Source organism: Nostoc sp. CmiVER01 (genome assembly GCF_034531135.2).
In the GTDB taxonomy this organism is placed as follows: Bacteria; Cyanobacteriota; Cyanobacteriia; order Cyanobacteriales; family Nostocaceae; genus Nostoc.
Map to the genome: position 1 here is coordinate 61415 of NZ_JAVRBU020000001.1, position 26477 is coordinate 87891.

A 26477-nucleotide genomic window follows, 5' to 3' on the forward strand; every position below is an offset into this window, starting at 1 on the left:
ACTGAAATATTTTGAAAAAGATGCGGGTAGTGAGGGGGATGAGGGAGCAGGGGGAAAATTACTCTCCTCTGCTCCCTGCTCCCTGCCCCTCTGCCTCTTCCTCATGCCCAATGCAATTGACTAATTACAAGTTCACATCTTGTTGCTGATACAGGTAAAAATAATGACCCTTAGCAGCCATTAATTCTTGATGGCTACCTTTTTCTATAACCCTGCTATTATCCATCACAACGATCATGTCTGCATTACTTACAGTATTCAGTCTATGGGTAATAAAAAATACTGTATCACCCTTGAATGCTTTGGCTAAATTGAGACATATTTGCCGCTCTGTGGGATAATCTAGTGCGCTGGTTGCTTCATCTAAAACTAGCAATTTTGGTCGTTGTAAAACAGAGCGAGCGATCGCAATTCTTTGTCGTTGTCCCCCTGAAAGTGCAGAACCCCGTTCTCCTACCCGCGTGTTGTAACCGTTGGGTAAGTTCATGATAAACTCGTGGGCGCACGCCACCTGAGCCGCTTCGATAATTTCTTCGGTTGTCGCATCAGGATTGGTTAGGGCAATATTTTCCTGAACGCTACCATCAAACAACAACGTTTCTTGGGGAACTACGCCAATTTGTCTTCGCAGTGAATAAAGTTCAACTTTGGCAATATCATAACCATCAATCAAAATTCTGCCGGACTCAGTTTCGTAAAGCCTCAGCAATAACTTCATCATCGTACTTTTACCAGATCCACTTTGTCCGACAATGCCGACAAATTTTCCTGGCTCAAATTCGAGGTTGACATTAGAAAGTTGCAGAGGGCCACTTGTGCCAAAACGGAAGGAAACATTTTCGTATTTCACTGCTCCCTTAATCGTAGGTAAGGGTATATTGTAGCGGTCTGTTTCTCCTTCTTGTGGCGTATCGACAATATCGCTTAAACGTTCTAAAGACAAGGCTGTTTCTTGGAAGCTTTGCCAGAGTTGAGCTAAACGCAATATTGGGCTGGTGACGTAACCCGATATAATTCTAAAGGCAATTAATTCGCCTAAAGTTAATTCTCCTTGGAGTACTAAATAAGCTCCTACCCACAAAACGAGTAAGCTACTGAGTTTGTTGAGAAAGTTGCTGGTAGAGTTAGCGAGGGTGGAAGTAACAACAGTTTTAAAACCAGCAGCAACAAACCGAGCGTAACGCTCTTGCCAAGAAAAGCGCGATCGCAATTCGATATTCTGCGCTTTTACGGTTTGAATTCCTGACATCACCTCAACTAAATAAGATTGAGTTTCGGCGTTGCGTTCGGCTTTGCCACGTAACTGTCTACTAATCGTGGGAGAAGCAACTAAGGTGATAATCACAAATATTGGAATTGTGCTTAAGCCTACTAAGGTGAGTTGCCAACTGTAAATCAGCATCACACCGATATAGACTAGCGAAAACAGAGCATCTAACCCAACTGTTAAAGCAGTACCTGTCAAGAATTGGCGGATATTTTCTAATTCGTTGATACGAGTGGAAAGCTCACCCACCGGTCGGCGTTCAAAGTAGCGCAGTGGTAAACGTAACAAGTGGTCGATAATTTGTGACCCTAAACCCATATCGATCCGGTTAGTGGTATCGACAAATAAGTAGGTTCGTAAAGTAGTCAATACTGCTTCAAATAGCCCGACTACTAATAGTAAAATCCCCAAAATATGTAATGTGCCAATACTATTTTGAGTGATAACTTTGTCGATAATTAACTGAACCACCAGAGGATTCGCCAACGCTGCCAACTGCACGAAAAAGGAAGCGACAAATACCTCTATCAGAACTCGGCGGTGGCGTGACAAATAGGGTAGAAACCACCGTAAACTAAAACGCTCTTGCGGTGTTTGATTGGTAGCAGTCAGCAGTAATACCTTAACTTTGGGCGGAAAGTCGGTTGGATCGACATCTAATTGTTCAACTAATTGAGCGGGTTTGCAGCGCACAATTCCTTTGGATGGGACACCGACAACCACGGTATTTGCATCCACTTCATATAAAACGGCAAAATTATCACCATAACGAATCAGCGCCGGTGTGGGGATGCGCGACACTGAGGCGATTGGTAGCTCTATCAACTGCGCCTTCAGTCCGATTAACTCTGCCAGGTAAGCAGTAACTTGAAACGATATGACACCCTGACGTTTGACTTGCTCAGTTAAGATGCGGCGAACCACTTCTCGACGAAACGGCATTTCTAGGTGCTTCGCAATCATTTGGAAGCAGGCGAAGGCTGTATTTAATTCTCCCTTACCACTAAAAAACGGGTATTTTTGTTTTGACGAACTTTTTGAGGTTGGGGTGGGTGTCTGAGGAAATATTTCGTCTGATGCATAGGGAATATCTAATTCCTCTGTGCTATCTGTGGTGTTACTTGCCGCAAGGACTATCTCATGACTATCTTCTAATATCAAATCTGACGGATGTATGCCAACCAACCGGGCAGGGTTTTGACTTATGACTTGGATATTGTCTCTGTCATTATCGAATTCTATGCGATCGCCAGGTGAGAAATTCGTGACTGTACCTCCGCCACTCAAAAACCAGACCCTTTCGCTATCGAGTTGGTTGAATGGAGTTGCCCCTGGAGGGAGGTAATGTATTTTTGCCTGTGGTAGGGCATTTTCTGCCACTTCTTTAAAATTTAAAGTAGCAAGCGGTTGCTGTTTCCAATACGAGCTGAAAATATCAAAAACTTCTACTAAATAGCTGCGGTTCTTGCGAGCATTGGCAAAATCTGGGTATAAACCCAGAAAGCTAAAATATGCCGATGCACTCACGGTTAAACATACTACTTCGGTGGAGGCGATCGCGGTTTCACAGGCAACATCGCGTAACAAACCAATTTCGCCAATAATTTCCCCCGGTTGCAGCAATTTTAGGGTAGTTGGCAGTTGCGTGTGGGGATCGTATCCCAACAGGCGCACTTGTCCCTCATAAATGATGGTAATGTGTTCTGGGAGACTTTCCTTACCAATAATTTTCTGACCTATCCGATAGCGCCAAGCTTGCACCTGTTCTGATAGGTTAGCGATCGCTGCATCTGGTAAACGATCAAACCCTTCTAGGGTGGTGACAAATTCGAGGAAACTGTTCTTAATATAAGTCATATAAAACAAGTAAAAGTGAGGAATTAAGCCGAAAACATTAGGGAGTATTACTTACTAACAGTTAGAGCTTTGGCTTTTATGCTAGTACTGACAATACTTCTGTGCATTCCGGTGTCTAAATATGTAAAAGTACAGAGGGTAGCTTCGTCTAATTGCAGGAATGTATTTATATCACACGGTTAGAATTGTTGGGCGTTTTTCAAAATCAATTAAAGTATGGTGTAAATACATTGAGGATAAGTTATCACTTAAGGAAACTACATAATTTATACAAACTTAAACTCAGTAACTAGCATTGCAATTATGTAAAATGGATACTTATCATCAAACGAAGACACATAAACGCAGTTATTAAATTTAGTATCGCCTATTCTAATTTATGATAATCAACATGAAACTATCACAGATGCTTTTTTAAGTAAATACCCTAGTTAAGAATTATGTAATAAACAAAACTTTAAATTTCGGAATTTTTTTAACAAATTCTTGAGTATGGGGATTGACGGTATCACTGATGGCAAAATAGTAAGCTTTTCTCAGCAAACAGCGCTATACCTGATTTGTAAAACAATTCTCCATCACTTTTTTGCTAGCCTAATTTAATAAAAATTAACTAGAAAAGTAAAGGTGAAGATTTTTTGTCACCTTACAGTAATTAAGTATTAAATTTATGAATAAAAGACAATAACTGGCTTCGGTAAATTTACCGATTTAATTAATATCAAGTTCATCTAATTACTATGCATAAAACAACCTCTTTTTCAATCAGTATGAGGTTGTTTTATACTACTAAGTAATTACTATGATTAGATATTACGCAGGATTAATACGTAAATTTGCCTGCACAATTATATCGTTGTAATCTTTGTCGCCACCATTTACCAAATCCTCAAAGCCAAAGGTGTTGTTCCCTAACATCCGAATGTGATCTGTCTTGTCTGAGTTAGCACCCAAGAATGCGAAGTAAACATTATTATTAGCATTGTTATTGAGAATCGTATCAGGACTACCATTAACAATAATAAATGGTGCAAACAGAGAATCAGGCCCAAAAGTCGCAGTAGAATCTGCTGTCCCTTGGTTATTCACTCTTAAGTCAATGCTTGAAACGCGTCCACGCACGGCGGCTTGGGCGTAACCAGCCTGTCCAACGAGAATATCTGCTTTGCCATCACCATTGGTGTCAATGCCACCATTTTGATCAGCCACCCGATAAAAGCCCACAAAGTTGTTGTAAGAAGCTTCTCTGTTGACTACAAAGTTAGCTGTTACCGATTGTGCCACACCCCGTAAATCAATCAGTTCCCCTTGATACTGATCTTGCAGATTTGTACCTAAAGTTACTTGTTTATCTGTTGGCTGAATCGTCACAACCAAATCCGGGAAGTTGAGAGAAAACCCTTCCTCTTCTGTGTTGTTATTTGTAGCTGAGGAAAAAATAACGTTTGAGAAAGAGCTTTTTCCTGAGAGTATATCCTGAGTAGTGCTGTTAGATACCAGATAAAATCTGAGTTTGGTATCAGAGTCAAGTTCTAAGATGTTTGTTAGATCGGCAGGATTAAAACCATTAGGCAGATTGGCAAGGGTAGAAAAAACCAGTTTGGAGCGCAAAAGAGCTGCTTGTGTATAGCCTTCTGCACCAGGGGCTATGCCGTTAATCCTACCTTGTTCATCATCAACAGTAAATACATTCAGTTCATTCACCTCTTTGGAGGTGTTGGTTTTAATCTTGATTGAGAGCTTTCCTTTATCACCTTTAAGGTTCAGCTTAGTCTTGACACTAAAGATATCGCCTGTAATTTTTGTCAGTAGAGGAGTCCCCTCAGCAACTGCAATTGTAAACACATCACTGGCTTTTTCTCCAGCAACATCCTGAGCGGTAACTTTGATGTTTATACTACCTACCTCCTGATTATCAGGAGTACCAGTAAAAGTCCTGGTAGCAGCATTAAATTTCAATCCATTCGGCAGAGGCGTATCGTCGTCTAGAGTTGCAGTGTAGGTGAGGGTATCTCCGACATCTGGATCGGTGAAAGTGTCATCTGGTACAGTGAAGCTGAAGAAAATACCTTCAGTGGCTTGTTGGTCTGCGATCGCCTTAGACAAGACTGGAGGATCATTGACATTATTAATCGTGATTTTAAACACATCACTGACTTTTTCTCCACCACCATCCTGAGCGGTAACTTTGATGTTTCGACTACCTACCTCCTGATTATCAGGAGTACCACTGAAAGTCTGGGTAGCAGCATTAAATTTCAATCCATTTGGTAGAGGCGTATCGTCGTCTAGAGTTGCAGTGTAGGTGAGAGTATCTCCGACATCTGGATCAGTAAAAGTGCCATCTGGTACAGTGAAAGTGAATAAAATACCTTGGGTGGCTTGTTGGTCTGCGATCGCCTTGGACAAGATTGGTGCTGCCATAATCTTAATTGATTAGTACTTACTATTTATGAATATCTTCGCCAAAAAAAGGGTACGAAAAAATCACGCTGAAGTAGTAGAGTTATTGTTTCTCACTACGACAACTCAGAAACCACTTTTCAGCCCGTGCCGGATATCTTATCACTGTTACACTACCGCAGATCACCCCTACAACGGAAGCCAATACGGTTCGGTTAATAATATTTTAAGAGTTACATACTTTACAAATTAAGCATCTTATGAGTTATCAAGCTTATTAAGATAAAACTTTTGCCCTATCTCGTTCCTGGGCTGCTACCTGGAAATGCGATCGCTCAAAAGCAAGAATGAGTAACAAAAAATCGGGCTTTTTGCTCCCCTCTCCTTACTAAGAAGAGGGGTTAGGTTTTGTAATTTATTAAATCCGCGTTTTAAGTCAAGACACTAGCAGAAAAAACGAAATCATTTATTGTGAGGCTAGTTGATACAATTCCCACTAATGAAGCCAACTCTATATTTCCAGTTTTCACGATAGTGTCAGCACCCTGTTGCAATAGCCTGAGATTACTGAAGTTAATACCGCCCAGCCCGATTTTATCAATGCCGATCGCAAAATCAGTAATAATGTTCTTGCTAGTTGGTAGACTGGCGTTAGCAATCCAGAATTGGTCAGCACCAGCACCACCAGTTAAGCGATTACCGCCTCCAATACCTGCAAATAGCACATCATCGCCATCACCACCAAACACCGAATCATTAGCACTAGAGAAGAGTTTGTCATCCCCAGAACCACCGTAGAGACGGTTATTGCTACCATTACTTTTGAGGGTGTCGTTACCTGAGCCACCGAAGGACAGTTGACGAGTTCCTTCAACTACTGTGAGAGTATCATTGCCTGCTGCCCCAAATAGATTATTACTACCATTGGCTTCAACTACGGTAATTTCATCATTACCATTTCCACCATCAGCACTAGTGTTGTTAGCAGGACTATTTGCGCCAATCAAGACTTGATCGTTACCGTCTCCTGTCGACACCGAGGAGTTACTGCCGACCACCACCGTGTCATCACCTGTTCCAGTGAAAATTGTGTTACCTTTATTACCCTCTACAAAGTCTGCTCCGTCGCCTGTAAATAAGGTTTGCTTTGGCTTGAGTGTGACATCATCACTGTTAGTAGAACCAAATTGAAGGTCTAGTGTTGTTAGTCCAACAGTGCGACCATCAAACCCTGCGGCTGTAAAGTACTGAGTATTACCTACACTTTGATAATCTAGAGTTGTTGCTTGACCATTAGTAGTTTCTTCCGAAGTCAAGACTTGTTTATTGGAGAGAACTGCATTCGGGCCTCCCACTAGTGCTTCTGTAATGACACGACCTTTTAAATCGCCATTACTGGGAATATCTAAACCCAGAATCCGAGCAAGTGTAGGCGTTACATCAGCATTACTGACGGGTGCATAGTCTACATAGCCTTGTTTAAAGTCGGGGCCAATAGCCTCCATGTTATTAAAAGTATCACCTCGACCAAAGCTGCCATGCATCCCCTGTCCTTGCTGCAAAGTTGTATCAGCAATTTCTACTTGAGCTTGAGGATTGTTTGGGTTGCTTGGGTCAGTGCTAAAGCTTTTGAAATTGATAACTATAGATGGAACTGGTGTTTTAGCATCACCTTTTAGCCCGATCGCACTCAGTGGTAAAGCACCTGGGATGTCTCCATAGGCATCGTCTACAAAAATACCACTGATGTAGTCTTTTTGGGAAAGCAGATCCACGACTTGTTTAGCAAAGTTAGCATTGCCATTAGGCAGATAAATTAAGTCAGAACCACCATTGGCAGCTACAACTATCTTTGTACCTGAGTCAAGTTGGCCATTAATTACCTGACCTGTACCACCAATTACACCATTCCCAGAAATAGGACGTTGACCTTTTGTGGCATCAACAGTTGCATACTGGATTTGGTTGAGGTTTGGGGGAAGGGTTGTCGGGTTAGGATCGTATAATGGTAGACCGAGATCGTGAGCTAAATCAATCGCCACAAAGCCTGCTGGTAGAAATCCCGGATTTACGCCTTCATAAGTTTGGGTGGCAGCATAACTTGTAGTTTTTGTGCCTTGACTATCAATAGCTTGTTTGCTGATGGTAGAAAAACCGTGGTCAGAAGTAACAAAGACATCAGTAGTCTTGTCTAAGCCTGTGCTTTTGAGATAGTCAAGAAGTTGCTTTAAATTATCATCAGCATTTTTGACCCCAGCTTTTGACGTAGGGCCATTGATACCTGGTGTCAAAGTGTTTAAACTATCACCCTGATTGTGTTGACTACCATCAGGATCTCTTGACCAGTAAACCAATGCGAATGGTTTACCGTCTTCCTGAAACTTGGGTAAAATTACTTTGGTAGTGGCATCTGCAAAATATTGTTGTTGAGCAATATTGGCATTGAGAGTGCCAGGAGTTGTATTATTACCAGCTGGTTGGACTCGTGGTGTGGGTTTTACATCTAGACCAGCTGCTTGTAAGCGATTAACAATATCTGGATCGAGTGGAACACCAGAAGGTGAACCGGCGGCTGTAGGCGGCGGTGTTGCACCATTTGTAGTGTCATCAATAATAATTGTATCGGGAGTAGGAATAGTACCTGTAGTACCACCTTCTCGATTAACTTGGGTAACATCTTGGATGGCAACTGGCCCTAGTTTACCAACTGCTGCTGTGTTGAAACCCTGCGATCGCGCATAAGCTAGAAGTGACTCTTCATCTAAAAAGTTGTTACCGGGAAACTTTTCGTCAATATCCCCTAGAACCGCATCATTTTCGATAAATGGCGTAACACTACCATTGGCATTAGCACTAGGAAAACCAGTGTAGATGGTGTTGCTAAAGTCACCTGTATCACCAAGATAATGCCCGGTGGCGATCGCAGAAGCATTCGGCGTGGTAAATGTCGGAAACAGTGAATGACTATTGGCAAAAGTAACTCCCTGCTGACGGATGCTATATAAAGTTGGCGTATCAATGGGGTTTACAGAACCGTTACGCAATCCATCTGCAACAAAAATAATGACATTTCTACCGTTGCCATTTGTATCAGCCATGTCAGTTAATCCTTAAGTATTGTGAGCTACGATTAATCGCAGCAATTGTATGTCTGTAGACTGAGCGATTAATTACACTCAACCCAAACTGAAAAATTTTTTGCTAGAGAAACCTGGGTAGTATTTGGCGACAAAATGCTTGGTGTCCACATAAATTAGTGGAGAAAATCAAATGAGTATAACTCTGGTCACTGCCTCAAAAGATAGTTGCTCAATGTTTAAGAAAGGTTATAAAAAAGTTAAGATTTGGGACAAAAAGCAGAAGGCTCTTTACGAACAAAAAGATCCCCGATTCCTTCAATAAATCGGGGATCTGCTCCTTTCGGTGGAGAGCAAATCAAATATGATTTCTATATCACTTTTTTGCATTAGCAAAATTGCTACAGCTTAATTAATGAATGTTACATCTAAGCTGTAATCATCTTTGGGCTAAATGACACTAGCAGAAAAAACGAAATCATTTATTGTGAGGCTAGTTGATACAATTCCCACTAATGAAGCCAACTCTATATTTCCGGTTTTCACGATAGTGTCAGCACCCTGTTGCAATAGCCTGAGATTACTGAAGTTAATACCGCCCAGCCCGATTTTATCAATGCCACTGGCAAAATCAGTAATAATGTTCTTGCTAGTTGGCAGACTGGCGTTAGCAATCCAAAACTGGTCAGTACCAGCACCACCAGTTAAGCGATTACCGCCTCCAATACCTGCAAATAGCACATCATCACCATCACCACCAAACACTGAATCATTAGCACTAGAGAAGAGTTTGTCATCCCCAGAACCACCGTAGAGACGGTTATTGCTACCATTACTTTTGAGGGTGTCGTTACCTGAGCCACCGAAGGATAGTTGACGAGTTCCTTCAACTACTGTGAGAGTATCATTGCCTGCTGCCCCAAATAGATTATTACTACCATTGGCTTCAACTACGGTAACTTTATCATTACCATTTCCACCGTCAGCACTAGTGTTGTTAGCAGGACTATTTGCGCCAATCAAGACTTGATCGTTACCATCTCCTGTGGACACCAAGGAGTTACTATCCACAAGCACCGTATCATCCCCATTCCCAGTTTGGATTGTGTTACCTTTAGTACCCTGTACAAAGTCTGCTCCGTCGCCTGTAAATAAAGTTTGATTTGGCTCAAGTGTAATATTATCGCTGGTAGTGGAGCCAAACTTAATTACTTCAGATTGAGGTTGACCTAAACCAGGAGCAAGATTGAGGGAATTATCCAGCTTCAACAGAATAATTTCATTGTTGTCTATGACTGGATTTTGAGGATCGTTTCCAGGACGACCTGTAGAGAAAGGATAGTTGTTGTCATTAGCTACCAAAATGGTGTTTTTGTCAACAACTAAAACATTTTCAATGGTTTGGAATGGGAAGTCAAAGGTAGTTTTACCATCTCCATTCAGGTCGTTGGGGTCTTGGATATTTAACAAGTCTGCAACTTCTTGTTTAGCTACATAGCCATTAGAATCTGTCTTAGACAAGTCTATTTTGTAAATCTTCTTAAATTTAGCCGCAGCCCCTTGATTGTTATCCCGTTCAATAACTAGGTACTCATTATCATTAATTACTGCTAAATCACCGATGGAATTTGACGGATTATCCAATCTGTAGTAACGTAACTGATCGCTGTATTTATGGCTAGCAATATCAAATTCGTTAATCCGCAAAGCACCAGGAGTATCGCCTTGAACCGTACCCTCTAGCAGCATATAGAGTTTGGTTTTGCTGGCGTTGATTGCTCCACCTTCAAAACCTTTGGAACTAGCTAAGTTAGCAAAAGCATCTCCTGAAAGAACATCGGGGTTTTGTGGCGATCGCACTATATTATATTGAGGATCGTCTCTGAGTTTATCCCGTACTCCATCGGCGATATCTGGGAAATCTGAGAAGAGTGCATCTACCCCTAGTTGATAAAACTGCTGAATTTCTAGTGCTAGCTTGCCTTTGTAATCTGCTGCTAAGTATTGATCTTCTGCTCGGAAGGTGTAAGGATGAACCTGCAACCCGGCATTGTGAGCATCTTGAACTAATGTAGAGGGAGGTAATGTTGTCTTATCAGCATCATTGACTACTCCATCGCCATTGACATCATCGGCTTTGCCATCACCATTAGCGTCAGTACCTTTGACGCTAACAATCATCCGCTTCCAAGGGCCAATGCCATCAGCATAAGTGGCAACTTCAGCCAAACCTTCTGGTGTTCGCAAGTCGCCATAAGTGCGAGTGTCACCACTGACTTTCAAATCATAAGGCTGACTCTCGATGATCTTGCCGTTAATGTCAATGTCACTAGCATCTAAAAGTTGAACAAGGGGAATATCCACCCCTGCCGCAGGCATAATGCGATCGTGCAGTTCTTTAAGGTTACTCACTTCAAAGGACTGGATGAAAATGCGACTGGGGTCAGTAAAATTATTTGCCTTCAGTGTATCGATTAATAACTGGCTGATGTTTCTGTTTATTTTGTTCGTGGTGCCAACATAGGTAGCTTCATCGGCAAAATAGGTCGGATGCTTAGTTTCAGGGTAGATACCAATCTTTTTACCTGTATCAGCTTCTACTTGCTTAACTAAATTGATGATTTCCGTGAAGGTAGGAATTTCAAATTGATCGTCAAAGGAGTGATCGCGGAAAGGTAGACGTTCTTCTGCACGTAAAGTCTTGATTTCAGCTAAGGTGAAGTCTTCAGCAAACCAACCTGTAATTGTGTTTCCATCTAAACTTACCGTTTTCTTGCGATCGGCAAACTCTGGATGCTTGTAAACATCTGTGGTTGTATTGTTGAAATTGACAGTACCATCAGCGTTCAAAACTGCTAAAGCTGGCTCATGACGAGCAATTAGCACACCATCTTTTGTAACTACCAAATCAGGCTCAATAAAGTCAGCGCCTCGGGCAATTGCTTGTTTATAAGACTCTAAGGTATGCTCTGGACGATAGCCACTTGCACCTCTATGACCAATTACTTTAGGAACTTCTCCATCTAAAGTTTTGAATCGGTCGGGTGTAGCGATCGGAGCCTCTAATAACTTACCAGTCGCATCAAAATGTAGTAGGTAGGGGCCAAACTCATCTCCTACCCAGATTGTCCCATCTTTATCAAAGACGAATGACTCTACATCAAAGTCTGCACCAGTTAATAATCTTCCAGTAGTTCCCTCATTGACAATTTGGAAAGGAACTTTTTTATTAGGATCAGACAGTTGGATGTAGTCTAAAACTTTAACACTGCCGTCTCCATTTTCTGTCCCTTTAAAATTTGGATCTACACGATTGATTCGTAGTAGAAAATCTGCACTATTATCTTTGCTACCGTAACCATTATCTGATAAAAAGTACAAAGAGTCACTGTTAGCAAATTGGACACCACTAAAGCCTTGTATTGGCTGTCCTGGGAAAGGCCCGGTTCTGCCATTAGCTGAAACGTCTGCACCAGAAGCTGGCCCATCACTAAAGGTATCAGCAGGTAAAGAAGCAAAGCCGACTAACTCAATTGCCATAATTTAGAATGTTGGTTGGGTATTTGGATTTAACTGCATCACAAGCTATTGAAGTTTTATCATTACTTGTGGGAAAAATAAATCATGAACTCAGGCTAGAAAACGGAATTATTGGTAAATTTCAGAATTGCAAAAATATAGCTTGAGAACTTGTATCCAAAATTAATCAATTATTCAATTACGTCAGCAATTGCCAACTGCGATCTGTTCAGTCAACTACTAATCTGTGTTAGTGAGTAATGAGTCTATAATCTGAGATTCAGAAAATATTTTTCCAGGAGAAGATTAAGATAAGATAAAATTAAATAGAAGAAATGATTAAGTATTTACATGAAAAACAAAACTTATACAGATGATATTGTGACATGATAAAGTCAGCCCCTTGCCCACAAGATGCTGCGCGAACGGGGAAGTCAGAAGTCAAAAGTCAATATATTTATATTTTAAATCCAACTGAATGTATTGATAATTATCAAAAGATAAAATTTGAGTTTTTGCAGCTTTATTTTGTTAGCGATCGCATCACTTTTAATCGTCAGTATTTATATCATTTGTGAAAATATTTATAACTAATGAAATGTTTAGATACCCGACTTGTTTAAGGAGTCGGGCATCTCATTGTTCAAGAATAATTTAGGATTCGGATGACCCTAGCCAACAAACTAAGCCACAACGCTAGCAGAAAAAACGAAATCATTTGCAGTCAGACTCGTTGAAATAATTCCTAGCAATGAAACCAACTCTGTATTTCCAATTTTCACCAAAGTGCCACTACACTGTTGCGACAGTGTTAGCTCACTAAATTGAGTTACGCCAACACCGCCAAGCCCAATTTTGTCAATCCCGATCGCAAAATCAGTCACAATGTTCTTGCTAGTTGGCAGACTACCATTGGCAATCCAGAATTGATCAGCACCAGTACCACCAGTTAAGCGATTACCGCCCTGTTGAGCAGCAAAAAGCACATCATTACCATCATCACCAAACAGCGAGTCATTGATATTAGAGAAGAGTTTGTCATCTCCAGAACCACCGTAAAGACGGTTATTGCTACCATTACTCGTGAGGATGTCGTTACCTGAGCCACCGAATAATGATTGACGAGAACCTTCAATCACTGTGAGAGTATCATCACCTGCCGCCCCAAACAAATTATTACTACCACTAGCTTCTACCACAGTAATAACATCATCACCATTGCCACCATCAGCACTGGTATTTTGAGCCGGGCCATTTTGACCAATAAATATGCGATCGCTACCATCTTCCCCAGAAACTGAAGAGTCGCTGCCTGCAAGCACAGTGTCATCATCGTTTCTAGCTAGGATTGTGTTACCTTGAGCGCCTTCTACAAAGTCTGCTCCGTCACCGACACTAAAGAATTGTCCTGGCTCAAGATTGACAGTATCGCTGTTGCTAGAACCAAAACCATTGGGGAAAGTAGGTAGTTGGGCAACAGGATGACGCGGATCGTAACTAGTGGTGTCGATATTTAGGGAATTGGGGAAGGCATTGGCGATATTTTCCCAAGGCACTAGCTTAAAGTTAGAGTTGACATTTTCGCCATCGATAGTCTTAGCAGGTTCATTGGAGCCGTCTTGGGTGACAAATAAACCAAATGGGAAGTTAGGCCCCAATGGCACATTAATCACATCAGCCCCATCTGACTCTTGCACACTGTCAATTGATCCATTGTTACCAATGGCAAAGTTACCCACATATTCGTTGTTACCTTCACGAGTGTAGGCAACAAAGGTGCTATCGCCTTGGCTAGATGCTAGCAGGTAGCCTGTGCCGTTTTTGCCGTAGTAGATGGTCAATCCTTCGGCATCGTCGGTGAGGTGAGAACCACCCTCAAAACGAACGCGATCAATTAGCTTGCCTGTTGTGCTACCGTCCGGTTCTGCCTGGAATTTCCAGATGCCCACATCTTCTTGGGCTATATAGAGAAAACCGGTTTGTTGGTCAACTACCATACCCTCTGTTTGGGGAGAACGCCCTTCTGTAGTAGGCGAGGGGATGGTAAATTCCCGCACTAGTTCTGCTCCAATTTGGCCATTACCTTTGTCAATCAATTTGAACTGAGCTATATCTCCAGTTTGGCGGCGACTGGTAAAGACATAGTAATCATTAGTTACAGGACTACGGTATAAGGTAAGTCCGTAAGAACTGCGAGTTGATGCAGAATAGGGAGGTTCAAAAGGTGATTCTTGGAAGATAGTACCAATATTGCTATCGGTGATATTTTCCAGATATTGACCAGGGGTGGTGGGGTTGGGGTTAATTTTGAATATTGCTAGTTTGTCGTTGTTGCGATCGCTAGCTACGGCAATATCAACAGATTGATTGCCTAATTTGAAACCGTATTGCAGGTCAATGTTGTTGTAGCGAATGCCACCAGGATTAACTGTCTGCAACAAATTACCAGACAAGTCATAAACCCGCAATCCAGCATTTTTGACTGAGGTTAATACTAGGCTATCACCAGAGTTTGTAGCATTAACATAGATGGCAGGATCATCAGCATCGGCATTCTGATCTACAGCAGGTAGTGCTGAATCTTCATCATCAAATAAATCGGGGTGGGTTTCTACTGTGGGTGCAGCAGTAGGAACTAAGTCTGCATTCAAAGTGAGAATTTGGGTAAATTGACTTTGGCTGAAGTTATTATCACTTACCAGCACAATCGACTGGCTACCATCTGCTAGTTTTGGCCCAAAGGTAATGCCCTCGATGTTATCTGTACCGTTAGGCAAGTTTAAGTCATTTAAATTCAACAGCAGACGTTTTTGAGCAGGTTTGATAGTAGCTAGTTGTTCAGCACTCAAATTATTGAGAGAATCGTAAAAACTAATGTCAGTTGCACCTTGTAAAGAAACTTCGTAGATTTTAATGGTGTTGCCTACACCTTCGGCAAAGGAACGTTCTAAGGCCAGTAAGGTTCCCCGGTTATCTATTGCTAGTAAATCTGTCAAACCATTGTTACTGGAACCTGTGCTAGGGTTCGGCGCTTGAGCGATAGTATCGGTAGTGTAGAGGTATTCTTTTTCTGGTTGTCCAGTAACCAGATTGTATTGCAGAATCCGGGAAGGGCTGCCACTAGTGAGTGAAGCCTTTAATCCATCTTGGGAGAGCGCGTTTTCAGTGGCGGTAAATAAAGTTTTTTGGTCGGGTGTAATGGTGAGACTTTCAAATGCCAAATTATTGTAAACGCCTGATGTCTGCGTATCACCTGCATCGATAATACCGTTGTTGTTGGTATCTTCAACTACTGGTAAGAATTTGGTAGGAATAAGTAGAGATCCTACTTCTTGCCCTGTTGTAAGGGAAAATTCCTTAATAAAGGGATTGGTAACACGACCAGCAGTAGGATTTACTTCGCCCTCTGAAGAAATGAAAACATTACCATTGTTAGTTAAAGCAATGCCTTCTGGGTCAAGGCTATTGAGTGCAAAGAAATTACTATTGCTATCTTTTAATGGTGTAACATCCGTAAAAGTTACCCCATCGCCAGCAGTGAAGGTATAAAAACGAGCAGGGGCAACTTGAGAGCGATCGTCTGAGATCGCGTAGTAACGATTATTTGCTGCATCATAAGTTACACCAGACAATCCACCTAAGGGAGTAGAAACTCCATTTACAGTTCCCGCCGCACCAGCAGGAATAAAGCCAGTAACGAAGGTAGTTTGTGTTTCAAAACTTACATTAGGAATGGTTTTACCTGCTTCAGTTGGTCTACCTTGCACATCTGCGAACACTAAGCGATGGTCAGAACTGGGGAAGGGAAAAGTACCTACTGGGGAGAATGTCGGGTCAGTATTTAAAGGCCAAAATACTCCTGAGTTGGTAATTGTTAGGTCAGCAGAGGGTAGCACGTAATCAGTCCGCAGGTTTCCGGGAGTTGTATCAGCAAAGTCTGCGGTATCAAAGCTAGGATTACCTTTTTGGCTAGCATTTGCACCACCTTGTAACCTTGCTTGTTGGGGGCCACCAAGGCTGGTAGGGATGACATTAGTATTGATATTGGGATTTTGCAGCAGTTGGCGAACAGCGTTGTCATAACTGTCACCATCTACGGGGTCAGCATTTTGATCACCCATAATCACAAAGTCTGAACCAGCAGCAATACCACCCGTTTTACCTGCATCATCATAGATATAATCATTTTTACCAGGCGTAATATAGTCTGCCCAAAAACGGATTTCATCATGGTTGCGTTTGCCGTTGCGGTCTTCCGGCCCATCAAAGGTTGGGGGTGTGGGGTGGCTGACGAGCACATGAATTGTCTCGCCGTTTACCTGAATGGGGACATCCCAATGACTTTTGGAGGAGAGGCGTAAAACTTTCAGTTCGTCCTCAGAATACCAATCTCTTGTCTGTGGTGTTGTCGGATCATCGGGAAGCAAAGCATTGGGCATATCCTTCCAGAGGAAGTTTTGGAAGGTGCGGACATGGGCAGTGTCGATGGGATATTTAGATAACAGCAACATTCCGTATTGACCAGGAAAATTACCGAATCCGAGGGCATCATCGCCATATCCCGGTTCGCCTGGGGTTGTAACTACTGTGCCGTTATTGTTCAAGTCAAAGCCAGAGGCAATACCCGTGTTGGAAGGAGCGATGTAAAAATAAGGATAATCAACGGGAGTTGCACCATTTTGACTGACTGCAAGATAATTTTGCTTGAATAGTTGAACTGCCTCCGGGGAGTAGTCAAACTCATTTATCAGTTGCACGTCTGAGTTATTGCGCTGGATGATTTCAGCAACAGCCTTGGCTTGAGCATTGTCAAGGGTAGACAAATCGCTGACTAATTGACCTTCAACGTTTCGATTCAGGGAAGCGTTGAACTGGGAAAAGCGAATTGTATTTGTAGTTACCATACTGGGAAAAGTTAAAGGAATTTAATTTTTAAAACTTATTGTTTTTGCCAAGCCTCAGACAACAGCGAGTTAATAGTGAAAGCGTCATCAACTCACCCTCGTAAATTGCCGAAGGTATTGATTAAGAATCTGCTTTCTTGGATTAACTTTTGCAGGTGGATACATCAAAGGTGCAGGTGGATACATTAAAGGTGCAGGTGGATACATTAAAGATGCAAGTCGATGCAACTTAGTTACAAGTCAATACATCAAAGGTGCAAGTCGATGCAACAAAGCAATTTGTAGAGTGGGCAAACATTTGCCCACCCAACACACTTAAACAGAGATAAAATTGCTTTGCGTCAGCGTCTTAGTATCAAACGCAGTCAGCACCGCTAGAGTTTGATTGCCTAAGCTAATCTGATTACCAGAGAAAGACAACTGATTAAAACTCAAACCAGACAAGCCGATTTTATCGCCCTCACCTAAACTGAAATCGGTAATGGTTTCTCGACCTGTGGCTTTCTCCAACACAAAGATATCGCTACCAGTACCGCCAGTTAAGTTATCATCACCCTTGCCACCGTTGAGGAAATCATTACCCGCACCGCCGACAAGTAAATCTTGACCATCACCACCTAAAAGGGTGTCGTTACCGTCACCGCCATAAAGTTTATCATCACCGTTATCACCTTCAAGATTGTCATTACCAGCATCACCATAAAGTGTGTCTTGACCATTACCGCCAAAGAGATTATCGTTGCCAGTACCGCCATAGAGTAAATCGTCACCATTGTCACCCACAAGGTTATCATTGCCAGCATTGCCGGAAATGGTATCTTGCCCATTGAGTCCGTTAATGATGTCGTTGCCGGATGTGCCACTGAGGTTATCGTTATTGTTAGTGCCGTTGAGGTTTGTACCGATTGCTACCGTTACTATCGCCACATCTGTGCCACCATTACCATCGCTGACGGTATAGTTAAAGCTGCCATTACCAGTGAAATTGGTTGTGGGAGTGAAAACTACATTGCCACTGCCATTTAAGGTAACACTACCGTTAACACCGTTATTCACAGCAGTGATGCTCAAAGCACCGCCGTCTACATCGGTATCGTTGGCTAACAAATCAGTCGCTAACAGAGTCAATGGCGTATTTTGATTGGCGCTAGCAGAGTCATCACCGGCTACAGGTGCTTGGTTTGCAGACAGATTAAACCGAGCTAGGCTAGGGTCATGGTCGCTATCCTGATCGGCGAACTCTGAGTTGATGTGAACTACATCATATCCATCCAGCTTACTGAGTAAACTATTACTCACTAAAACGTGGTCAAGTGTCTGCGCGTTGCCTTCAAAGTTGTAGGTGTAACGCTCATTTGGAGGTAGGGTTTCAATTAAGGAAGTCAGCCCAGCGCTTTCTAAAATGCTAACAGGATTGGAGAACTCAAAGTCATTTAAGTCGCCTACTACTGCGACATTGGCATTGGAGTCGATCGCTAAAATACTTTGGACAAAGTTTTTCACCAGCGTAGCTTGTTGCTGACGCTGGGTTTCGCTACTAAGAGTTGGCGGTTGGTTTGGCCCATATAGCGGTTGGTCGCCACCTTTAGAATTAAAGTGGTTGCCAACTATATAAACAGTTTTACCGTTGAAAGTAAATTCACCAACTAACGGTTTGCGACTGGTAGTAAAGGCGGAGTTGGTGGGATCAATGCGACCAGGGCTAGCAGAAAGTGTGGGTACACCATTGACATTGCTGACTGTGGTATTCGTTAGAGTACCGCCACCGGGGATGTCTACAAACTGAACTCGGCTAGGATTAAATAAGAAACCTTGGCGAATATTACCACCAGGTTCACCGCCATCTTGGTTGTTTGCTGGGTCAATTTCTCGATATTGATATGTGGGGCCGCCAGCCGCAACAATGCTATTTATTAATGTTTGGAAGGTTGTGCTAGCATCAACTACACCGTTATTTGTCGGCCCGTTATTGTCTTGAATTTCTTCTAGAGCAATGATATCTGGCGATTTCAGATTATTAACAATGCGGCTGGCAAGGTTGTTAAACTTGGCTGCACCATCGCCAGGGTCAAGGTTTTCAACGTTGAAGGTAGCAACTGTCAGTTGATTATTGGTGGGAGTTAAATTAGTGACTTCCTTAGTCAGCGTGTTGGAAGTCACACTCACCGAGGTAGGCAAAACTTCATAGTTGCTGAAACTGTAATCGACCACACCTTTAATCGTGTCGAAAGTAGCACCGACGTTAACTTTGGGTGAGCTACCAGAGGTAAACAGCGCGTCATCAATTTGGATACGTTCTGGATTAAAATCATTAGGACTAATCACCACACCACCGCGTGCTGTGCGTCCAGTGGCATTTGCGCCATTGTCCGCTAGTACCCAAATCTCTCCAAAAGAATTAGTTGGACTCACTGCCACAGGATTATTTACTTGTACTAGCATTCCTTCTAAACTTTCATAGAAATCAATGCCATCTTGGGCAGGGTCAAAGGTGGTGGTTCCAGTTTCGATATTACCAGTAGTGTCGTTATCGATTACTGAAGTGGGAATGGTTCTGCCGCCATTGCCGAGAATGGTTGCAGATGGTAAAGCATTACCACTAGAGAGTTTGACAATTGTGGGGTTAGTAATTTCTGTGGTTGTGAGGTTGTTAGAACCAGTAGCGCCACCAGGGCGGAACTCTGTTACCGTACCGCTTACCTTTACAGAGTCACCTACTTGTACAGTTGGCGCTGATGAGGTGAAGATAAAAATACCTTCGGAAGTGCGATCGTCGCTGTCTGGGTTGGGGTCTTGGATGTAGAAACCATTAGATTTCAGTGCGGTAACAATTCCTGGAACATCAGCTACATCTTGTCCATTTAAGGGTGAGATGTGAGATGCACCCTGAATATCGTGAATCCGAGGATTCACGACAACAGCGCCTAGTATAATGCTATCGGTGCGAAACTTTTTGAAATTGTTTTCTGATAAATCTTTGGCTGCTGTGCCGTCGTTGTAAAGAACGCTGTTGCCATCATCGCTGACGAATTGAATTTGAGAGGTATTTGTTAAATTCTCAGGGATGGTGATAATTCCTTCCGGGTTGAAGCTAGCAGGAAAAGTGGCAGTACGCAATTGCGGGGCGCTGTTAGGATTGCCATCCCAAGTGTAGAGGCGGAAATCGTTAGGGGCTGCTCCGGCATCTCCTGCTGGGCCAGCAATAATTACGTACTGGTTATTGGAATTCTTGCGAATTTCCCGAATACCCCGACCGCCTAAATCTAATTCTATAGGAGCGCCGAATTGTGCCGAGCCTTGTGTACCACCGCTAGCTGATATTAGGCTGGCGAAGTTGGTAACTTGAACAATCAGGGCATTAGCTCGTCCAGACGGGGGAACTTGGGGGGCGCGGAAAGCAATATAAGCTGTGGTATTGTCGGGAGCTATTTCTAAGCCCTCAATATTGTAGCCGTTTGTTTGCTTTGACCCGATACTAGTTGCAGCACTAGCAGCCAAGCCGTAGTAATTGGCTCCCTTGCCATGACCATTGGTAACATCCCAGTTAATGATGTCTTCGCGTAAAAAGTTATAACGTCCACCATAGCTAAGTGTGGTGGATGCTCCCGTACCAGTAATATCGGTGGCAAAAACCCGATCGCGGTTAGGGCGAGATTTACCATCATCGCTATTACTTTCTGATCCTAACCAGAAAATGCGATTGCCTACCCTGGTAGAAGCTTCAAGATCCACTTCTCGTAATACCCCAGAAGAACTATCAGTTAATCCTAAAGAGCTTGTAAAATCAAAGCCAGTTACCGGGAGTCCTGACTTACTGGAATCGTAGAGACGCAAAACTTGATTTTCGTCATCGGCTTCTAAGAAAAATGTTCCGCCCACGGGGATAGCGGTAGATGCATCACTCGTACCCGTTAAAAATTGAGTTGTGGGAGTACCGTTATTCGCTGATGCTGCATAAGCGATCGCATAATTAGCAGTATTAGCACCATCACTGACGGTCACTGTAATATTGGCATTACCAACACCTACAGGATTAATTTTCAGATTGCGGCTATTTCCAGTGCCAGTTAGCGTTAAATTGCCGTTAGGAACTACTGCGGCATTACTGCTGGTGACTGTGACGGTTAAATTGTCTACAAGAGTATCGGAATCTGCGATCGTAAAGTTTACGCCTAGTGTCTTTGCTGGATCGTTGGGGTTGTCGATAACACCGCTAATTGCTCCTGTTCCTGTGGTGGATAAAGCACCGTTAGCATCTAACAAATCTGTGGTGCTGGCTGTGTCTAGTTGAATAGTTGGCGCTTGTCCACTGACAACATCATTATCGGTGATGGTAATATTTTGAGTAGTAGTGCTGCCAAGGCTGATACCAGAGGAAGGGTTGCTGATAGTTAAGGTAGCGGTTTCTGTACCTTCAACCAAGGCATCATCAACAACGGTAAAGGTAACAAAACCTGTGGTTGAACCACTAGGGATAGTAATTATAGTGTCGCTGAGGTTGTAATCCTCTGGGGTGATGTTAGTTCCGGTTACAGCCAAGTTAACTGTTTGATTGCTGGATACTGCACTAGAAGTTGTGGCTGTAACAGTAATTGCTGTTTTACCTGCTTCCGAACCAGCATTCGGACTGACAGATAGGTTGACTGTTGGTGTTGCTGCACCACCAATACTAAACGTACCACTGAAATTTGTTGTGTCGGTGTCGCTACCAGTCCAGTTGCTTGCTGTATTAATTGCAGTCCTCGCTTCTGCTACTGATGCAAAACTAGTCGGGCCTGTGTAGCGTGAATCGTCAAATTCAGAAGATGCCTTACCGACTGCAACTGCATTGGTTCCAACAGTCAAACCAGTCGGCAAGGCAGTGGTGTTAGAATCGATCGCATTGGCATCGAAGCTTGAACGGTTGATAGTCACAGCAGCCAGGAAAGTAGGCGAAGTGCTGGTAGTTGAACTACCTGAACCACTTAGCGCACCCTGAAAGGCAATCAGGGAGTCACCCGATGTTGATAGGGCAAAGCTTGTACCGCCACTAACATTAGTCCAACCAGTGTTAGTGCCTCCATCAACATAAGTAACGACGGTTCCGACAGTCTGAGCCGTGGGTGCTACATACTGCAAAACTCCTTCGCCAGTACGGAAAGAGCCAGATGACTGCCAGCCATTATCTGTAACATTAATGATAGTCCCAGCGTCGATGTCTTTTAGCAGTACAAAAGAGAAGGTGTCGGGATTATCGGCAATCAGACTTAGAAATGCAACATCGCCAGCAGTTAGATTTGTAGGCATAACAATTTTCTTTTCCTTGAATTGGGGGAAACAAGCTTGAAGAATTCAGAAGTGAGAATTTAGTAGTCAAAATTAAAACAAAAACTCAAGTAATTTTAACGAAGCCAATTAATTCGCAAACAATCTAGATCGAACAAGGGTAGTTATGTGACAAGTATGACTTAATAAGATGTAATTGCTTATGTATTAAGTGCGATCGCAACACTCATACTAATTCACGAAAATCCTAATATGTATAGATTTATTGTAGGGGATGATAATGCCATGCCCTTACCAGTATTTAAAGTGAAATGGTATCACCAGCAACTGAGGCGATCGCATCCCATAACCACAAAAGGATGGATGCAAAAACTTAATTCATCCAAAAATTGACTATATAGTTAGTAAAAAAGTCACATATTTTAGTAGTATTAATCCGTATTCAACAACCTCAAACTATCTTGTTAACATTAAGAAACCGCTAGCAAAAGGTTAAAACAACAAATATTTGGTATGGCATCTCGTTTGCCCATAAAAAAAGCGGACACGATGCCCGCCTTACAATAAGTAGTTGGATATTATTAACTAAAAGTTACTATTGCCTACCGGAAATTACCAGGATTTAAGCGAACAGAGTTAGGTTGAGACTGACGACGAATTGCTACTCCATTGCGAAGATTTCTAGCGCTACCACCATCTTTGCGATCAAGGAAAGGTTTGAGATTAATACCACTTCTAGATGAACTAACCCGATTATTGCCACCGCCTAAAAGAGTGCGTCCTAAATTATATAATTCGTTGCCTCCACTACTGCGATCGCCATAGGTGTTAACGGCTATAGTTTGTTGCCCACTGTCAGCAGTGGTCAAGTTCTGAAAAATACTATTGCGGATAACATAGGGGTCTTTCCCAGGCGGTACTGTCAGCACAATTCTACAGGTTGGGTTAGCTTGTGTTGTAACGCAGACAATATTTTCGTTATTTTCTGTTGCTGTCTGGAGTTCCTGTAAGCCATCTGGGCGATACTGTTCTAAGCGACTGGCAATTGCTGTACAACGTCTTTGTGCATCCCAACCACCGCCCAAAGCTGCAGGTGCAGCCCAAGCAAAGTATTGCCCTGGTTGACTTTGTGGCTGATACATAACAGTGTATTGACCATTGTAAGTCTGACAGGTAAACCGAGTTGTACCATCAGCTGAGGGTGAAGTTGGTATACCGGTTGACGTGTCTATTGGTACTGGTGCTGATGAACCATCTGATGGTACTGTTGGTACGACAACGCCATCGCCAGTAGAATTATATTGCGCCATTGCTACGGAATTGCCCAGACACAAAGATAAGCCAAGACTACCCAAAGATATCAATCGAAGCAGTTGTGATGGCATAAATCATCCTCCAGTAGAAATAGGTAGGGAACTGATAATTTAAGTGACGAATAATTCTCTGTTTTGATTCATCAAAAACGCTATTTTTTTTCCTCTCTTGCTTTTTTCTCTGCAAGTAGCTTTTTTACCCGTGCTTTAATTTCTAGATAACGCATTATTAATTTTGACTTTTGACTTTTGACTAAAATTCGAGGCTATCAACATCTGCGGTTGGATAAAACCACTTATCTCAAGGCTTTCGCGCAAAGCACCAGCCAATAGTGGCTGACCTGTATTTTCCACAGATTCATCCTCTAACTGAAAATCTGCGGGCAAGGCTTCCCAAGATATTACCAATTCTGTTGAAGATTTAGCTTTAGGGACTTCCAGAAAATAAATTATCCAATTTACTCAGATCATATTTTTCTTTCTCCCCCAGCAAGAACTGCTCCCTGCCCCCCTGCCTACACCACGATAGAATATTTTTTTAGTTGGAAGTCCCTTATCGAGTTGGGTTGTCATAAACACCCCTTTTTATTGATTTGTCTTTATTTTATGGCTGACCCGTAGCTTGTTGCTGACGAGGTGACAAAAAAAGGCTAGGATGTAAGTCAACCGCTCCGCCCACAAGGGGGTGGGGCGGTTGAACCAGCGCTCCCATAACACCGAAAATCTGTTTAAACTGTGACTTTTGTACCGTCAAATTTGGTGAATGTAAAGCCATTGAATATTTCGTTGTAACCCAGTCTCTCATCCCTAAGCAGGCTAATAGCAACCTCTTCTCCCAAAGCCAAAGCAGCTGAACCATCGGAACGCCAATGGATACCGCCATGACCGCGACCAATAGCATAGTTAGTTGCTAATTTATTCAATTCTCCACCTACAGTTAGTGGTGTCCCACTGTAAGGAATTACTTTTGTGGGATCATTGGGATCAGGTACTACTGGTGAAGGGATAATAAAGTTTTCATCAAAAAACGCTTTCAACAGTGTGACATTGACGCCAGCAGTGGCAGCCGCACCACCAGTATAAGAGGAATGGGTTGGCGCTGCTTCTGGATATGCTTGGGGCAGTAGATAGGTATTGAAGGTGCTAAAGGTCTGAGCCAAAGCTTGGGAATTAAAAACCTCCGAATTAATCGGATACTTAGTTTTATTAACAATGTTGTTGTATACTAGCCCACCAAACGCTTCTGGGCGTAAAGTGCGGTGTACATAATACTTCTGCCAGTATGATGCTCTGATTACACGCGAGCTAGCCAAGTTAAGCAAGGCTTGGAAATGTCCCAGTGCAAAGGTTGCATTAGAACCAATTTGGGTCTTCGATCTGACGTAGGGATTGCCCGGATTCAAAGGTGTACCGTTGCTATTAAGAATCAAGGAGGCTCCCAGGTATGTAGGGCCGCCAATATGGGCATATTCACCTAAATCCCGAACTGTGGTTATGTAACGATTTTTGGGATCGTATTTTATGGATTTCCCTGAACTACCTCCATTCTGAATAGTCAACCATTCTTGAAAATTAAGTAGAAAGTCATTACCTGGAAGAGCAGTACGAATCAATGGCGAAACAAACTGAGTTCCCCAAGGAATAGTTAGCAACAAAAATTGTGAAAGATAGGGCCCGTCTAGTACTCCTGGTGGGATAACATATCTTGTACTTGAACCTGAACCAACGTAGTTGACACTACCACGAAATAAAGTTTGAGGAGTGACACGGCCATTTTGTTTTGGCCCTCGAAACGCCGAAAGCTTGTTGAGGTCTTCGACGGCTGCTAAAACTTTTGGGTTGTCAGTATTGTTTTGCAGCTTGGAAAGAGGTACATCTCGGAGTAAAGCTTGCCAGTAGAGTTCAACTGCTTCAGCAGCGCGTTCGGCGCTAGCTAGAGCTGGTGGTGGCGGCACAGCTATCTGTGCAGCATTGATTCCTTCTAGGCTAATTGCCAGAGGCCCTTGAGGATTAACCAGCTTTCTGCCGCCACCCAAGATGATATTTTCATAATCATTCGGGTTTTGCGTTGTCAGTGCTTTGGTCAAAGAGTTGTAAGCTTCTAGCTTGACTTCGCCTCGCTCGTTATGCGGTAATCCCCTACTGTCAGAGCCGATTTTGTTGGGATAACGCTCTTCATCGCCGTTGGTCGGATGCGGCGGAATGGGAATACTCCGTTCAACTCTGGCTGCTTCAACACGGACTCGATAGGCTTTATCAACAAAGCTGTTGTAGTTGAAGGCTCGATTATACCGTCTGTTGATATCTTGGGCTTGTACAACATTTCCTCCCTTCTTTGAAGAGAAAGGTGAACCTAAAACTCCTGCAACAACGCTAGCGGCACTAAACAAACCAGCACGACCGAGAAATGAGCGTCTGCTAGCGTGACTACCAAAAAAACGTTTGCTAGCTACACGGGGTTGTTTCAGTTTATTTATTTCGCTATTAGCCTGAGCAGCTTGCTCGGAACCTTCATGAGAATTCGGATCTTCTACTTGCATGAGATGTTCTCCATTGGCAAAAAATAATACAAAAATTTAGTTATGAGTGAATACATGAGCATTGCAAAGCTAGAACAACTAGCCACACACAAAATACGCGCCTCCAGAAAAACAAGTTAATATCGCCGGATTTAGGATGAAATCTGGGATTACTCTACTGGAGGTTAACTTGCATAGAAGGTGATTTTTCTGAAAGTCATCTAGATATTCAGTGCTGTTATGATGCTTTCATCACACGGCTGTTATAACTTTGTGGTTGTAACTCAGTCTGATAGGATGTTGCCGGGGTTAAAACATAGCTAAAACTACGGCTTAATTCTAGTCAAACTACA

Annotated in this window: 9 protein-coding genes and 1 pseudogene; 1 reads left to right on the forward strand and 9 read right to left on the reverse strand. The window is 42.7% G+C overall.

Going from position 1 to position 26477, the window contains the following annotated elements; all coding sequences use genetic code 11:
• Window positions 1–124: 124 nt before the first annotated feature.
• The 6 genes from RMZ43_RS00260 to RMZ43_RS00285 form a co-directional block, all read right to left on the reverse strand.
• Window positions 125–3124, reverse strand: coding sequence for a peptidase domain-containing ABC transporter (locus tag RMZ43_RS00260; protein ID WP_322652955.1), 3000 nt, complete (start codon window positions 3122–3124; stop codon window positions 125–127).
• 813 nt (window positions 3125–3937) lie between these two features.
• Window positions 3938–5548 carry a putative Ig domain-containing protein gene (locus RMZ43_RS00265; protein WP_322652956.1) on the reverse strand — a complete coding sequence of 537 codons (1611 nt, stop codon included), beginning with the start codon at window positions 5546–5548 and terminating at the stop codon, window positions 3938–3940.
• Window positions 5549–5958: 410 nt separating this feature from the next.
• Window positions 5959–8625, reverse strand: a complete 2667-nt coding sequence (locus RMZ43_RS00270; protein WP_322652957.1) for an alkaline phosphatase family protein — start codon at window positions 8623–8625, stop codon at window positions 5959–5961.
• A gap of 429 nt (window positions 8626–9054) precedes the next feature.
• The gene (locus RMZ43_RS00275; RefSeq protein ID WP_416212425.1) at window positions 9055–12144 is read right to left on the reverse strand and encodes an esterase-like activity of phytase family protein; all 3090 of its coding nucleotides are present in this window, start codon (window positions 12142–12144) and stop codon (window positions 9055–9057) included.
• A gap of 662 nt (window positions 12145–12806) precedes the next feature.
• Window positions 12807–17027 (reverse strand): phytase, encoded by a 4221-nt coding sequence (locus RMZ43_RS00280; RefSeq protein ID WP_322652958.1) that lies wholly within the window; start codon window positions 17025–17027, stop codon window positions 12807–12809.
• A 315-nt stretch (window positions 17028–17342) separates the two neighbouring features.
• Window positions 17343–22313, reverse strand: coding sequence for an Ig-like domain-containing protein (locus tag RMZ43_RS00285; RefSeq protein WP_322645622.1), 4971 nt, complete (start codon window positions 22311–22313; stop codon window positions 17343–17345).
• Window positions 22314–22544: 231 nt separating this feature from the next.
• Here RMZ43_RS00285 and RMZ43_RS00290 point away from each other — a divergent pair, with 231 nt between their 5' ends.
• Complete coding sequence (locus RMZ43_RS00290) at window positions 22545–22685, forward strand: hypothetical protein (protein ID WP_322645623.1); 141 nt, start codon at window positions 22545–22547, stop codon at window positions 22683–22685.
• A gap of 209 nt (window positions 22686–22894) precedes the next feature.
• On the opposite strand, the gene RMZ43_RS00295 is transcribed toward RMZ43_RS00290, so the two are convergent.
• The 3 genes and pseudogenes from RMZ43_RS00295 to RMZ43_RS00305 all read right to left on the reverse strand — a co-directional run bounded on the left by RMZ43_RS00295 (window position 22895) and on the right by RMZ43_RS00305 (window position 26145).
• Window positions 22895–23677, reverse strand: a complete 783-nt coding sequence (locus tag RMZ43_RS00295; RefSeq protein ID WP_322645624.1) for a COP23 domain-containing protein — start codon at window positions 23675–23677, stop codon at window positions 22895–22897.
• A gap of 183 nt (window positions 23678–23860) precedes the next feature.
• Window positions 23861–24046: pseudogene (locus RMZ43_RS00300) on the reverse strand (hypothetical protein); the annotation flags it as partial.
• Window positions 24047–24333: 287 nt separating this feature from the next.
• Window positions 24334–26145: a vanadium-dependent haloperoxidase gene (locus RMZ43_RS00305; RefSeq protein WP_322645625.1), complete on the reverse strand. Its 1812-nt coding sequence runs from the start codon at window positions 26143–26145 to the stop codon at window positions 24334–24336.
• Window positions 26146–26477: the final 332 nt, after the last annotated feature.

Coding starts and splice junctions, on each gene's coding strand:
- RMZ43_RS00265 (WP_322652956.1), bottom strand. CDS start 5,548: ATGGCAGCACCAATCTTGTCCAAGGCGATCGCAGACCAACAAGCCACC.
- RMZ43_RS00275 (WP_416212425.1), bottom strand. CDS start 12,144: ATGGCAATTGAGTTAGTCGGCTTTGCTTCTTTACCTGCTGATACCTTT.
- RMZ43_RS00285 (WP_322645622.1), bottom strand. CDS start 22,313: ATGCCTACAAATCTAACTGCTGGCGATGTTGCATTTCTAAGTCTGATT.
- RMZ43_RS00295 (WP_322645624.1), bottom strand. CDS start 23,677: ATGCCATCACAACTGCTTCGATTGATATCTTTGGGTAGTCTTGGCTTA.
- RMZ43_RS00260 (WP_322652955.1), bottom strand. CDS start 3,124: ATGACTTATATTAAGAACAGTTTCCTCGAATTTGTCACCACCCTAGAA.
- RMZ43_RS00280 (WP_322652958.1), bottom strand. CDS start 17,027: ATGGTAACTACAAATACAATTCGCTTTTCCCAGTTCAACGCTTCCCTG.
- RMZ43_RS00270 (WP_322652957.1), bottom strand. CDS start 8,625: ATGGCTGATACAAATGGCAACGGTAGAAATGTCATTATTTTTGTTGCA.
- RMZ43_RS00305 (WP_322645625.1), bottom strand. CDS start 26,145: ATGCAAGTAGAAGATCCGAATTCTCATGAAGGTTCCGAGCAAGCTGCT.
- RMZ43_RS00290 (WP_322645623.1), top strand. CDS start 22,545: ATGTATAGATTTATTGTAGGGGATGATAATGCCATGCCCTTACCAGTA.